Source organism: Burkholderia sp. Bp9015 (genome assembly GCF_003853505.1).
Lineage (GTDB): Bacteria > Pseudomonadota > Gammaproteobacteria > Burkholderiales > Burkholderiaceae > Burkholderia.
The window spans coordinates 85,982-98,297 of the sequence record NZ_QTPZ01000018.1; the positions used below are offsets into that span (position 1 = coordinate 85,982).

Annotated in this window: 11 protein-coding genes and 1 pseudogene; 8 read left to right on the top strand and 4 right to left on the bottom strand. The window is 64.3% G+C overall.

Going from position 1 to position 12,316, the window contains the following annotated elements; translation table 11 throughout:
• Nucleotides 1-5: 5 nt before the first annotated feature.
• The gene (locus DIE12_RS20250; protein WP_230941574.1) at nt 6-1,904 is read right to left on the bottom strand and encodes a glycoside hydrolase family 28 protein; all 1,899 of its coding nucleotides are present in this window, start codon (nt 1,902-1,904) and stop codon (nt 6-8) included.
• Nucleotides 1,905-2,431: 527 nt separating this feature from the next.
• Here DIE12_RS20250 and DIE12_RS20255 point away from each other — a divergent pair.
• The 4 genes from DIE12_RS20255 to DIE12_RS20270 all read left to right on the top strand — a co-directional run bounded on the left by DIE12_RS20255 (nt 2,432) and on the right by DIE12_RS20270 (nt 7,988).
• Complete coding sequence (locus DIE12_RS20255; RefSeq protein ID WP_124523153.1) at nt 2,432-3,988, top strand: methyl-accepting chemotaxis protein; 1,557 nt, start codon at nt 2,432-2,434, stop codon at nt 3,986-3,988.
• Nucleotides 3,989-4,020: 32 nt separating this feature from the next.
• Complete coding sequence (locus tag DIE12_RS20260; RefSeq protein WP_059497476.1) at nt 4,021-5,118, top strand: beta-propeller fold lactonase family protein; 1,098 nt, start codon at nt 4,021-4,023, stop codon at nt 5,116-5,118.
• A gap of 319 nt (nt 5,119-5,437) precedes the next feature.
• The gene (locus DIE12_RS20265; protein WP_059541863.1) at nt 5,438-6,583 is read left to right on the top strand and encodes a mandelate racemase/muconate lactonizing enzyme family protein; all 1,146 of its coding nucleotides are present in this window, start codon (nt 5,438-5,440) and stop codon (nt 6,581-6,583) included.
• Nucleotides 6,584-6,701: 118 nt separating this feature from the next.
• Nucleotides 6,702-7,988, top strand: a complete 1,287-nt coding sequence (locus tag DIE12_RS20270) for an MFS transporter (protein WP_059497474.1) — start codon at nt 6,702-6,704, stop codon at nt 7,986-7,988.
• A gap of 347 nt (nt 7,989-8,335) precedes the next feature.
• Here the strand turns inward: DIE12_RS20270 and DIE12_RS20275 are convergent, their stop codons facing one another.
• Nucleotides 8,336-9,238, bottom strand: coding sequence for a LysR family transcriptional regulator (locus DIE12_RS20275; protein WP_124523583.1), 903 nt, complete (start codon nt 9,236-9,238; stop codon nt 8,336-8,338).
• A gap of 130 nt (nt 9,239-9,368) precedes the next feature.
• On the opposite strand from DIE12_RS20275, the gene DIE12_RS20280 reads away from it, so the two are divergent.
• The 4 genes and pseudogenes from DIE12_RS20280 to DIE12_RS20295 form a co-directional block, all read left to right on the top strand.
• A complete protein-coding gene (locus DIE12_RS20280; protein WP_059541789.1) occupies nt 9,369-9,776 on the top strand; it encodes a cupin domain-containing protein in 408 nt (135 codons plus the stop codon).
• Nucleotides 9,776-10,255 carry a cupin domain-containing protein gene (locus DIE12_RS20285; RefSeq protein WP_185641030.1) on the top strand — a complete coding sequence of 160 codons (480 nt, stop codon included), beginning with the start codon at nt 9,776-9,778 and terminating at the stop codon, nt 10,253-10,255. Before DIE12_RS20280 ends, DIE12_RS20285 begins: the two co-directional genes overlap by 1 nt.
• 91 nt (nt 10,256-10,346) lie before the next feature.
• Nucleotides 10,347-11,048, top strand: coding sequence for a carboxymuconolactone decarboxylase family protein (locus tag DIE12_RS20290; RefSeq protein WP_409364553.1), 702 nt, complete (start codon nt 10,347-10,349; stop codon nt 11,046-11,048).
• Between the two features lie 25 nt (nt 11,049-11,073).
• Nucleotides 11,074-11,436: pseudogene (locus tag DIE12_RS20295) on the top strand (SDR family oxidoreductase); the annotation flags it as partial.
• 368 nt (nt 11,437-11,804) lie between these two features.
• On the opposite strand, the gene DIE12_RS39075 reads toward DIE12_RS20295, so the two are convergent.
• Together DIE12_RS39075 and DIE12_RS39080 are read right to left on the bottom strand one after the other, a co-directional pair.
• Nucleotides 11,805-12,092, bottom strand: coding sequence for a MoaF-related domain-containing protein (locus DIE12_RS39075; RefSeq protein ID WP_409364374.1), 288 nt, complete (start codon nt 12,090-12,092; stop codon nt 11,805-11,807).
• A gap of 110 nt (nt 12,093-12,202) precedes the next feature.
• Nucleotides 12,203-12,307 carry a zinc-binding dehydrogenase gene (locus tag DIE12_RS39080; RefSeq protein WP_196484209.1) on the bottom strand — a complete coding sequence of 35 codons (105 nt, stop codon included), beginning with the start codon at nt 12,305-12,307 and terminating at the stop codon, nt 12,203-12,205.
• Nucleotides 12,308-12,316: the final 9 nt, after the last annotated feature.

Below are 12,316 nucleotides of genomic sequence, written 5' to 3' on the forward strand. Positions count from 1 at the left end.
GAGGATCAGCGTAGGTCGGTGATCGTGGTGTTGTAGAGTTGCCCCGCGATCAACACGTTCTGCAGGCTAATGCCGTTCACGTTCCACGCATAGATCGGACCCGGCGTGGTGGTGCTGGCCGGCCCCGTTGCGGTGGGCGAGCCGAAGTCGCAGTTCGAGATGGTTACACCGGTGATGGCGGGAATCGTCGGGGTCGGCGCCGGACCGTTGTAGTCGAACGCCACCGGGCCTTGCGCGACGATCGCCTGGAAACACGAGCCGGTCGCGCTGCCGAGCGTGACGTTGGTGGCATTCACGTTAGTGATGTTGACGTTCTGCACGAGCGCCGGGCGCGTCCGGATCGCATCGCCGGCGGGTTGGTAATCGCAATCGAATGTGATCAGGCCGCCCTGCGATGCCGACGGATTGCCCGACGCCAAGGTTGCCACGCCGAGCGGCACGGTGCTGTTGATCGGGCTGCCGGCCAGCATCTTGCTGCCGTAGCCGCCGCCCGTCAGGCTCACGCCGTTCGGCAGTGTCACGCCGTTCACATAGAAGTTGCGCACGAAACCGCCGCGATTCATGTTGGTCTTGATGCGGATAGCAATGTTCAGCGAATTGGTCGCCCAGTGCTGGTTCAGCATCGTCAGGTTGCGCGCGTAAACGTTCTCGATGCCGCCGCCCATCTCGCTGCCGAGTGTGATGCCGCCGTGGCCGCTATTCATGGTGCAGTTCTGCACCACGTGGTTCCGTGCCGCGCCGTATTGCGTATCGAGATCCTTGCCCGACTTGATCGCGATGCAATCGTCACCAGTGTTGAAGATCATACCGTCGCACAGCACGTTAGTGCAGGCATCGGGATCGAAGCCGTCGTTGTTCGGGCCGATGCTGTCGGCCATCACGCCGCGAATCACCACGTTTGTGCAGTCGGTCGGATGGTGCTGCCAGAATGGCGTGTTTTGGGTGTGATAGTTCTCCATTAGGACGTCGGTGCACCCGATGAATTCCACCATGCAGGGCCGCAGGTAATGGCCCAGCCCGAAGATGCGCTGCGCTACCGGCACACCGGCCTCGGACAGCGCGGGCAGGTAGTTCTGATCCTGCTGCCACGGCGTGGCCGGATTGGTCAGCAGCGTATACAAAGCGTCCGGAATACCGGGCGCGGCCGTTTTCAGGTCGACGTTGTTCGGGTTCGTATAGGCCTGCGACGGCGTGGAGGAGCCAGCGCAACCGTAGACACCCGTGTTGCCTTTGTAGGTCCACCAGCAGGTGGCAGTGTTGCCCGAGCCGGCGAACGGCGTCATCGCCTGCCCGTTTAGGATCGAGGTGGTGCCTTCGCCGGTAAGCGCGATATGGCTGGCGTTGCGTGCGTACACTGGCGCGCCGAAGTTCAAGCAGTCGTTGGCCTGCCAGCGGCTGTAGAACAGCTTGCCGTTTGCGCCGCAGTCGACGGGGCCGTCCTTGGCGTAGTCGGCCGGGTTTGGGCTGAAGAAGATCGTGCAGTTCGCGCTCAGGTGAAAGTTGACGTTGCTCTGCAGCACGATCGGCCCCGCGCAGTACCAAGCGCCGGCCGGCACTACCACGCGTCCGCCGCCCGCTGCCGAGCAGGCTGCGATCGCAGCCAGGAAGGCTGGACGCGAATCCACCGCTCCAGCGCCTGGGGTGGCGCCGGCGCCGGGGCTGAGCGGCGATTTGGCGGCGTCTGTATACGGGCTGGTTTGCGCAACGACCGAACACGGCTGGGCGCCGTAGGCCTCAACCTGGAAATCTAGGGCAGGGAACGACGACTGCGCGATGCCATTCAGCGAGGCGATGATGTTGGTCGCCAGGCCACTCGGCCCCCAGATCGGATCCTCCGCAGGCACGCTGGCGGGGGGCGGGGTGTTGTCGGTACCACCGCAAGCGCCGAGCAGGGCGCTGCCCATCAGGGCACCGCTGTAGCCGAGGAAATGGCGTCGAGTGATCCTGGGTATGGAGGGATGCCGAACGGTGCCGTCGGGTTGTGGATCGAAGTCGTTGTCGGTCACTGCTGTCTCCGTCTTTTTCTTGTGATCTTGTCGATGAGGCGATACCGTCGCCAGGGCCATTGTCATACGATGACACGATGATATTATCGATGAATGCACCAACGCTCCCGTCCGTGTCTACCCTAAGAACAAGCCGTCAGATTGCGCGTTATTATTGCCCCCCCCCCCCATGCGGCATATGAGGTTCACTGGGGTTTAGGCGGATTTCGGTCAACCTCAAAAGGGGGAGAGGTTTCCTGTGGCACAGCTCGAAAATCGTGTATAAGAAGTACGATGTCACATATCAAAATTCGCGACCCATACGCGGGTCACCACGTAACGCACCCCGCAATCCACCCAACAATGCCAGAACGTGCGTGGCTGATGCCCGGGACGTCCCACGTGCCGTCACCGCGGCTGATGACCAAGCAGAGACAGGAACCAAGATGCGCAACATGACGGTGCGAGCCAGCCTGCTCGCGGCACTGACGATGTTTGGGGTGGTGATCGTGATTGGCGGCATCGCCGGCATCGTGTCGCTGCGAATGGCCGATGCGAACGCGCAGCGCCTGCATGAGATTTCGCGCCAAACCATCCTCGTCAACGACGCATACAAGGACAGCACCCGCACGCGTTCGGCGCTGGTGCGCGCCTATAGCGCGCTGAAAGAGCGCAACGACACGGCGGCGCGCGATTCGGCCTTGCAGAGCGCGAATCGCACCTTCGAACGCTCCGCGAGCGAAACCAGCGCATATCGCGACGCAAGTGCATTCGACGGCATGGATTCGGAGCTCAAACGACAACTCGTGGCGTCGTCGGACCGGCTTGCGGCCCTGCTCGCGCGCGCGGCCGACGCGCTGCGCAATAACGACACTGCCGGCTACGTGACCATCAACGACCGCGATGTCACCCGCGCGGGCATGGTGTACTCGGAAAACGTCGAGAAGCTGCAGACACTCGCGAACACCCTGACCGAACAGGCGCTCAACGACGGCAACGCGCGCTACCGGTGGATCCTGGGCTTCGTGGTGGTGGGCGTCGGGCTGGCGCTTGCGCTGATGGTCGTCACGCACGTCGCGCTCACGCGCATCGTGACGCGCCCGCTCGGCGAAGCGGTGGCGGTGCTCGACCGCGTCGCGTCGAACGATCTGACCGTGCGCGTGCCCGAGGCGGGCCGCAACGAATTCGGCCTGCTTTTTGCGGCCATGCGGCGGATGCGCGACGGACTCTCGCGCACCGTGAGCGGCGTGCGAGACAGCTGCGACGCGATCCACACGGCTGCACGCGAGATCGCCGCCGGCAATCTCGACCTGTCGAGCCGCACGGAGCAGCAATCGGCGTCGCTCGAGGAAACCGCCGCGAGCATGGAGGAACTGACCTCGACGGTCAGGCAGAACGCGGCGAACGCCACCGAGGCGAGCACGCTCGCGAGCGGCACGGCGGACCTCGCGCGCCGGGGCGGTGACGTGGTCGGCCGCGTGGTCCGGACAATGCAGGATATCAGTGCAAGCGCGCTCAAGATCGCCGAGATAACGAACATGATCGACAGCATCGCGTTCCAGACCAACATTCTCGCGCTGAATGCGGCCGTCGAATCGGCGCGCGCGGGCGAACAGGGGCGTGGCTTCGCGGTCGTCGCGGGCGAGGTGCGAACGCTCGCGCAGCGCAGCACCAGCGCGGCGCGCGAGATCAAGGAACTGATCGGCGCCTCGATGAACGAGGTGCGAAACGGCAACGCGTTCGCGGCCGAAGCGGGCGCGGCGATGGAGGAGATCGTGGGCGCCGTGCGCAACGTGGCGACCATCTTGGTGGAAATGTCGTCGGCGACGAGCGAGCAGAGCGCCGGCATACAGCAGGTGGGCGTCGCCGTGAGCCAGATGGATCAAGTCACGCAGCAGAATGCGGCGCTCGTCGAGCAGGCCGCCGCCGCCGCGGATGCGCTGGAGCATCAGGCGCAATCGATGAAGGACGCCGTGGCGGTATTCCGTCTCGGCGAAGCTTGACGGCTTTCACCAACAATAGAAAAAAGGACGAAATGAAAACGACGATGAAGTTGCGCCGCGTGGCGCTGGCGTTCTCGGGCCTGGCCGCATCTTTCGCCGTGCACGCGGCGACATACGCCTACGTTTCGAACGCCGACAGCCAGGACATCTCGGTGTTCCGCCTCGACGCACGGGCCGGCACGCTCGCCGCGGTCGAAACCGTGCCCGTGAACGGTACCGTTATGCCGATGGCACTCTCGCCCGACCATCGTCGTCTGTATGCGGGGCTGCGCTCCAAGCCCTACAGTGTCGTGAGTTTCGCCATCGATCCGCTCGACGGCCACCTTGTTGAACTGGGTCGTGCGCCGCTCGCGGAAAGCATGGCATACCTGTCGACCGACATGACCGGCCGCTATCTGATGTCGGCATCGTACGGCGGCAACCTCCTGGCGGTGAACCGCATCGACTCGGATGGGGTGGCAGCTAACGTGCAGCAGACCGTCAAGACCGGGCCAATGGCGCATGCTATCCGCGTGTCGGCGGACAACCGCTATGCGTTCGCATCAGTGCTGGGCGCCGACGCGTGGTTGCGTCTCAAGTTCGACGCCAGCACCGGCACGCTCACCGAGGACGCGCAGCCCGCGTATTCTCTGCCGAAGGATTCGGGCCCGCGCCATTTCGTGTTTTCCGCTGATAATCGCTTCGTCTACCTGATCGACGAGCTCGACGGCAAGCTGCACGTGCTTGCCTTCAATCGGGCCAACGACACCATTAGGCCGGTCCAGACGATTTCGATCTTGCCGCCCGACTTCAAGGGTGACAAGCCGTGGGGAGCCGATCTGCATCTCACACCGGACAGCCGCTTCCTGTTCATCTCCGAACGAACCTCAAGCACGCTGGGCGCCTATAGCGTGAATACGGCCACGGGCAAGCTGGTGCGGATCGGCACGTACGCGACCGAAAAGCAGCCTCGCGGCTTCAACATCGATCCGTCGGGACGGTATCTGCTCGCGGTGGGGCAGCTGTCGCCGACGTTGAGCCTCTATCGCATCGACGCGAAAACGGGCGGGCTTGCCACGCTCGGCCAATATCCGGTCGGCAAGGGCGCGAACTGGGTCGAACTGGTGAACTTCGACGGATCGAATCGCTGACCGATCCAGGCTGGCTGGCCATCGAGGCAGGCGATGCCGACCCGGGTCCCGTTCACCATCGGCCCGGCGCCCGCGGTTCCATTTCTTCCGCCTGTAACAGTCATAAGATGTCGCATGACAAACCCATGTATAAATCATCCCACCTATAAGGGGAAGAGGTCTGGATATATTGCCGTCGGATCACGTAAGTTGTACGATGACAGACTGCTATGGGAGCCGACGTGACGCAATCGAACGACCTCGCAAAGCTGCCATTGCATTGCACTTTCTGCCGTCGGCCGCTTCCATGCCACCGACCCGCCGCACCGGGAATCTGTTCGTGAAAATCGTCACCATCGAAGTCATTCGCATCTCGCTCGCATTCGATGCGGGCCGCCGTCCCGTCGCCGCTGTTGAACCGACCGTCGCCGATACGTATAACGCCGCAGACCGCTCGCTGCGTCGCATGGAGTCGCTGCTAGTCAGGCTCACCGATGACGCAGGGCGCGTTGGCTGGGGCGAAGCATTCGGTCATCTGATCAATCCCGTCACGTTCGCCGCGCTCGAAGGCCCGGTTGGCCGTTGGTTCAAGGGCGCCGAATTCGAGCCGACGCGGCACGGGATCGCCACATTGCGTGACGCGGCCGATCGCGCGCTGCATGCGTTCGGCCGCACCGGACCGGTGCTGTACGCATTGTCCGCGATCGACACGGCGCTGCACGACCTCGCCGCGCAGGCGGCCGGCGTGCCGTTGTATCGGTGGCTCGGCGGCCACCGCGACGAGATAGACGTGTATGCGAGCCTGGTCAGCTACGACAACGACCCCGACGAAGTCGCGCGCCACGTGCGGCGGGCGTCGGACGAAGGGTTCGGGCGCATCAAGCTGCACGAGACGCAACGTGCGGCCATCGCGGCCGCGCGTGCGGCACTGCCGGCCGGCAGCGAGCTGATGGTCGACGTGAACTGCCCGTGGACGGCGAGCGACGCGCTGCGGCATGTGAGCGAGCTGGCCGACCTGCGGCTCGGCTGGATCGAGGAACCGGTTTGGCCTTGCGACGACGCGGACGGCATCGCGCGTGTGCGCGGCGTCGGCGTGCCGATCGCGGCGGGTGAGAACTCGTCGGGCGTCGCGGGCTTTCGCGACCTGTTCGAACACGGCGCGCTCGACGTCGCGCAGCCTAGCATTGCGAAGATCGGTGGACCGACCGGCATCGCGGAAGTGATCGCGCTCGCGGCGGAGCACGGCGTGCGGGTCATGCCGCACTGTTTCTATTACGGAGCGGGGCTGCTGGCGACCGCGCACGTGGTCGCGACGCTACCGGACGACGTCGCGCTCGAAATTCCCTATCTCGACTGGCCCGAGCGGCTGCATGACGCGCAGCGGCCCGGGGCGCGGCTGCGCTTGCCCGATGTGCCCGGGCTTGGCTTCTTGCCGGACGAAGCAGTGCTGGCACGCAACACGATCGCGCACGCGACGATCGGTTGAACGCAGGAACGGTGCGCTCGGCGCACGCACGCGAAGCCGTTGCCGGTTTGGCGGCGCAATCGGAAATCAGGAAGCCGGGTGGATGCGCAGGCACGTGCCCGGCTCGACAGGAGACAACATGAAAACGCGTTACCGCTGGTGGATCGGCGCGCTGCTGTTCGGCGCCGGTATGCTGAATTATCTCGATCGCGCGGCGCTGTCCGTCGTCGCGCCGATCATCAAGCGCGAACTCGGCATCGACGACGCGCAGATGGGTATCCTGTTCAGCAGCTTCTTCATCGGCTACTGCGTATTCTGCTTCGTCGGCGGCTGGGCCGCGGACCGATTCGGGCCGCGTCGAGTGTTCGCGTGCGCGGCCGGCGTGTGGTCTCTGTTCTGCGGCGCGACCGCGCTCGCCGGGTCGTTCGCGCACCTACTGATCGTACGCGTCGCGTTCGGGATCGGCGAAGGGCCGATGGGGACGACCACCAACAAGGCGATCTCGAACTGGTTCCCGCGCCGCGAAGCGGGACGTGCGGTCGGCTGGACCAACGCGGGGCAGCCGCTCGGTGCGGCCATCGCGGCGCCGATCGTCGGCCTGGTTGCGCTGCAGTTTGGCTGGCGCGTTTCGTTCGTTGTGATCGCCACGCTCGGCTTCGTGTGGCTGGCCGCGTGGTGGGCGTTGTTCCGCGACGATCCGGCGAGCCACCCGCGCGTGTCTCCGGAAGAAGTGCGTGAGATCGCATCCGACCGGACGGTCGGCGTCTCACTGGATGCGCATGCGGACGATCGCGCCGCGCGTCCGTTGCTGCGCGATCTGTTGTCGCGGCCGGTGCTCGGCGTCGCGCTCGCGTTCTTCAGCTTCAACTACGTGCTGTATTTTTTCCTGTCATGGCTGCCGAGCTACCTGACCGACTACCAGCATCTAAACATCAAGCAGATGAGTGTCGTCGGGATTCTGCCCTGGCTCGGCGCGACCGTCGGGTTCGTGGCCGGCGGCACCGTGTCGGATCGCATCTACCGCCGCACCGGCGACGTGCTGTTCGCGCGCAAGATCGTGATCGTCGTCGGGCTCGCGGTCGCGGCGGCTTGCGTGCTGCTGGCGTCACGGGTGAGCTCGCTCGGCGCGGCCGTCACGCTGATCGCAATCGCAAGCCTTTTCGCGTTCATGGCACCCCAGGCTTGCTGGTCGCTTCTGCAGGAAATCGTGCCGCGGGAACGTGTCGGCTCGGCCGGCGGGTTCGTTCATCTGCTCGCGAATCTCGCAGGCATCCTGTCGCCAAGCTTGACCGGCTGGCTCGTCCAGTATGGCGGTGGGTATGCAAGTGCATTCGTGCTTGCGGGCGCGTCGGCGCTCGCCGGTGCGGTTATCCTGACGTTCGCGGTGCGCGTGCGGGCCGTTTCGCAGATGCGCCGGTCCGCCTGACGAAGTAATCCGTTGAATTGGCAACGCTGGAGTGAGTGTGACGTTGTTCAATCATCATGAGCCGCTCCGAGTTTTGTGGAGGCTCCAACTCTTGGGAAATGGTATGGAGGCCTCCCTCCAGCCTCGCGAGGCGCGGGCTTTTGATATGAGCGAACGCATAGCGCAAGACCACTTGGATCTTCACGGCGAAGCGGAGGCTAGCGATGAATCTGACACCAGTTGGAATCGACATTGCAAAGACTGTATTCCAGGTGCATTAGGTAGACCTGACACTGACGAGGTTGTGCCGCTCTCTACACTCGGGGCGAAAGCGAGCTCGGCGCTTGATGACGAAACGTGTCCCATGCTTAACGTGCATTGCCCACATACCCAGCCCTAAGCGCGTCGACCACCAGCTCCACCGATCGCGACGACTTGCGCCGGCTCGGGTAATAGACGTGGTGCCCGACGAACGTCGGAAACCAATCCTCCAGCACCCAGCTGAGCCGTCCTTCTTCAACATGATGCGTGACCAGATCTTTCGGCACATAGGCGAGCCCGAAACCAGCGAGGGCCGCGTCGACCATCTGATAGACGTTGTTGAATGTCAACTGTCCTTCGACGCGGACCTGCAACTCGCGTCGCCCCTTGCTCAACTCCCACGATAGCAGCGCGTTTCTCGTCGGTAATCTAAGGTTGATGCAGTTGTGCTGGGTCAGTTCGTGCGGCGTCGTTGGCACCGGTCGGGACGACAGATAACCGGGAGAACCGACGATCGACATCGTCATGTCCGGCGCGATACGCTGCGCGATCATGTCCTTGGCGACCTGGTCGCCGAGCCGTACGCCGATGTCGTAGCGGCCGGCGACCAGGTCGGTCAGACCATAGTCGTTCACCAACTCGACCCTGAGCGCGGGATACTGACGCAGCAGCGGTTGCAGCCGCTGCCACACGTACTCGTTCGCCGCATAGTCGGTCGCGGTGATCCGGACGTTGCCGGTCGGCATGTCCGTCATTGCGCGTAGCGATTCCAGTTCCGCCTCGATTTCCTGAAAGCGGGGAGCGATCGATTCCAGCAACCGTTCGCCGGCCTCGGTCGGCGACACGCTGCGGGTCGTGCGCGTCAGCAACGGAATGCCCATTCGCCCCTCGAGCGCGCGCACCGTTCGGCTCAACGCCGATTGAGACACGCCGAGCTGCGCGGCAGCCCGCGTGAAATTGCGCTCGCGCGCGACGGTCATGAATGCGACCAGATCGTTGAAGTCTTCCATTGATTTATGCACCACAGCATAGGCCTATGCCGATTTTGCCATCTAGTCGCGTGAATCGCGAGTCGTTAAAGTGCGATGGCTGACCGCTGGAACGATCCATGCGGCACCCTTTTCGGAAGAGGACGACATCATGGAACTGAAGCGCGCGGGCTCGCAGGCCTCGATCAAAGGCCCCGCAGAATGGTTCACCGGCACGGTCCGGATCGACCCGCTGAACGCACCGCCGCCGCCGGCGCGCGTGTCGTGCGCCAGCGTGACGTTCGAGCCGGGCGCACGCACCGCATGGCATACGCATCCGCTCGGCCAGACCCTGCTCGTGACTGCCGGCTGTGGCTGGACGCAATGCGACGGCGAGCCGCGCGTCGAGATCCGTGCGGGCGACGTGATCTGGTGCCCGCCGGGTCACAAGCACTGGCACGGTGCGACGTCGACCACCGCGATGACGCATATCGCGATTCAGGAGGCGCTCGATGGCAAGAACGTCCACTGGCTGGACAAGGTGACGGACGAGCAATACTTCGGCAGCGACGAACCGTAATGAACGCGCCCGCTGCCTTGGTCTTGATGCTCGCCTGCGCCTCATTCGCCGCATCGGCCGACGAGGCCGTAAGCACGGGCATCGCGGTTGCGCACAGCGGCACGCGATCTTCCGAGCCGGGCGCGCCGCAGCGCTTCACGGGCCAAGTGCGCATCGATCCGCTCTTTCAGGCGAACCCGCCTTTGCGCCTGTCGGGCGGTCTGGTCACGTTCGCGCCCCGCGCTCACACCGCGTGGCACACGCATCCGCTCGGCCAGACGCTGGTCGTGACGTCGGGACGCGGCTGGGTTCAGGAATGGGGCCGGGAACGACAGCCGATCGTCGCGGGCGACGTTGTGTCGATTCCTGCCGGCGTCAAGCACTGGCACGGGGCGTCCGCCACGACGGGCGTCACGCATATCGCGCTTCAGGAGGCGCTCGATGGCAGCAACGTCAACTGGCTCGAACACGTCACCGATGCGCAATACGGCGCGCGGTGACGAGCGTACGCGCTGCCCGTTGCGGCTCGTCGCCGCGACGGGCCTGGCCCTGCTTACCGCCGCGTGCACCCACATGCAAAGGACCGACATCATGCAGGAAACCTTGTCTTCCACCGATTTGAAAGCCGTTGCCCCGGCCTTCGAGCGATACACGACGCACATCGTGTTCGACGGCCTGTGGAAGCGGCCGCAACTATCGCCGCGTGATCGCAGCATCGTGACGCTGTCGGTGCTGATCGCTCGCGGCCCGACCGGCGAGATGCCGCTGCATGTCCGCCTCGCGCTGGATCACGGCGTGAAGCCCGCGGAAATATCGGAAATGATCGCGCACCTGGCCTTTTACGCGGGATGGGCCAACGCGAGCGCCGCATCGATTGTCGTCAAGCACGTCTATGACGAACGCGGCATCGGGCCCAATCAACTCGCGCCGGCGGACGTTGCGCCGCTGCCGCTGAACGAGGCGGCCGAGGCGCAGCGCGCACGGACGGTCGCGGAAAACTTCGGCGCCGTCGCGCCGGGCGTGGTCGCGTACACGACCGATGCGCTGTTTCGCGACTTGTGGCTTCGCCCGGGGCTCGCGCCGCGCGACCGCAGCCTGGTGACGGTGAGTGCGCTCGTCGCCAACGGCCAGGTGGCGCAGATCCCGTATCACCTGAACCGCGCGATGGACAACGGGCTCACGCAGGCCGAAGCGTCCGAGACGTTGACGCAACTGGCGTTCTACGCGGGATGGCCGAACGTCTTTTCGGCGATGCCTGCGTTCAAGGACGTATTTTCACGGCGCGCGGCTTGACGCGCGCGCAACTGAAGAGAGGAGCATCGTTACCGAAAACATCGATGGCAAAGTCGTCGTCATTACCAGCGCGAGCAGCGGCCTCGGCGAAGAAACTGCGCGGCATCTCGCGAAACGCGGTGCGCAGCTGGTGCTCGGCGCACGCCGCGTGGACCGGGTGGAGCGGCTCGCCGACGAAATCGGCGCCGGGCGGCAAGCAGTTCTCGAAACGGACGTTACCGACCGCGACGCAGTCGAGCGCCTGGTCGATCGCGCGGTCGACATGCACAGCCGCATCGACGTGATGCTGAACAACGCGGGGCTGATGCCGAGCCCGATGCTCGAACGCCTGCACGTGGACGAGTGGGACCGGATGATCGACGTCAACACCAAGGGCGTGCTGTACGGCAGCCGTCAGCTCTGCCTTGCAGATTCAACCCGGCGGCTGACGGTCCAAAGAACCGTTCGGGCGGCTCCACAACGGCCGCTCAGTGTTGCGCGCGGCAAGGCCGATCAGCATAACAAGGAGATAAGCCTCCTTTACACTACAGCACGGTCCTGCGATCAAACTAAAGAGTTGAACAACACGTGACCACGGATGCGATCGCCGCGACAGGGGTATGAGCAGTTGACACCGACCTTCGCCGCGCCCCGCGCAGTGACGACTTTGTTTTGGCCGACGCAGGCGATGCCTCGCAACGCGCCCGCTCCCGGCGCGAGCGCATATCATAATGGCGGCGTGCTTCGGCTCCCTAAATTGAGCGATACGGAAGCCGTTCAGCGTACGCGGGTCCACGTCCCCGCGAGTTGGATGAACTTGCCACCGACGACTGAACTGGCCATACAGACGCGTGCCGTGTAGTCCTCTATGTGCGTGACGAAGTCGTGCGAATCGGGTTCGGTCCAGCGCACCACATAAAGGCCATCGCGAAGCTTGGCCGATGTGTAGACCATGTTCTGGGATCTGCCCTTGATGGCTCCGCGTGTTACGAGGAAGCTGACGCGAGTGGGCGATTCAAACGTCATTTCCACCGCGAAGTGACCCAGTGGTGTGTTCGGACCCAGATCGGCAAGCTAGGTCTGGCCCACCGAGGGAAGCGTGGCATGGGTGTCGATAGGCATAGTCGTATTCCCGACGTCGTTGGAACGTTGGATCATTGGTGGTCGCGGTCCGTTCATAAAGTGAGGACCACCCGTCCTCGCAGACCGCCGGCCTCCAGAAGGCGATGAGCGTCGGCGGCGTGTTCGACGGGCAAGGTGCGGGCGACTCGAAGGGTGATGCGGTCCTG